At 65.7% G+C, this 916-nt stretch carries 1 protein-coding gene; it reads left to right on the top strand.

Going from position 1 to position 916, the window contains the following annotated elements:
• Positions 1 to 63 precede the first annotated feature (63 nt).
• Positions 64 to 903, top strand: coding sequence for an alpha/beta fold hydrolase (locus ADK66_RS28210; RefSeq protein ID WP_053660665.1), 840 nt, complete (start codon positions 64 to 66; stop codon positions 901 to 903).
• Positions 904 to 916 lie beyond the last annotated feature (13 nt).

Raw genomic sequence — 916 nt, 5'->3', positions numbered from 1 at the left:
CACGACAACGACGTCCAACGCGGACACCACCACCCGGTATGCGACAACAGGAGGGAAACGATCATGGGATTCATCGCCGTCGGGACCGAGAACAGCACCCCGATCGAGCTGTACTACGAGGATCAGGGTGCCGGTCAGCCGGTTGTCCTCATCCACGGGTATCCGCTGAACGGCCACAGCTGGGAGCTTCAGACGCGTGAACTGCTTGCTGCCGGATACCGGGTGATCACCTACGACCGTCGTGGCTTCGGGCGCTCGTCGAAGGTTGGTTCCGGCTACGACTACGACACGTTCGCCGCTGATCTGAACATGGTGTTGGAGACGCTGGACCTGCGCGACGTGGTCCTGGTCGGGTTCTCGATGGGCACCGGCGAGCTGGCCCGCTATGTCTCGCGGTACGGCCATCAGCGGGTGGCGAAGCTGGCGTTCCTCGCCTCACTCGAACCGTTCCTGGTCGAGCAGGACGACAACCCCGACGGCCTGCCGCAGAAGGTGTTCGACGGGATCGAGGCCGCGGCGAAGGCCGACCGCTACGCCTGGTACACGCAGTTCTTCTCGGACTTCTACAACCTCAACGAGAACCTCGGCAGCCGGATCAGCCAGGAGGCGGTCACCGGCAGTTGGAACGTCGCCGTCTCCAGCGCGCCCATGGCGGCCTACGCCGTCGTGTCCGCCTGGATCGAGGACTTCCGCGAAGACGTCGAGGCGGTCCGCGCCAGCGGCAAACCGGCCCTGATCCTGCACGGCACCGCCGACAACATCCTCCCCATCGACGCCACCGCCCGGCGCTTTCGCCAGGGCCTGCCCGACGCCGAGTACGTCGAAATCGAAGGCGCCCCACACGGTCTGCTCTGGACCCACGCCGACGAGGTAAACGCCGCCCTGCGCACCTTCCTGGGCTGAGCTGACGAAAGGG

The organism is Micromonospora sp. NRRL B-16802 (assembly GCF_001279555.1).
Classification (GTDB): domain Bacteria; phylum Actinomycetota; class Actinomycetes; order Mycobacteriales; family Micromonosporaceae; genus Micromonospora; species Micromonospora profundi.
This window is presented reverse-complemented; position numbering and strand designations above follow the sequence as displayed.

What these genes read in the sequence shown, in the direction of transcription:
- ADK66_RS28210 (WP_053660665.1), top strand. Translation starts at nt 64, where the DNA reads ATGGGATTCATCGCCGTCGGGACCGAGAACAGCACCCCGATCGAGCTG.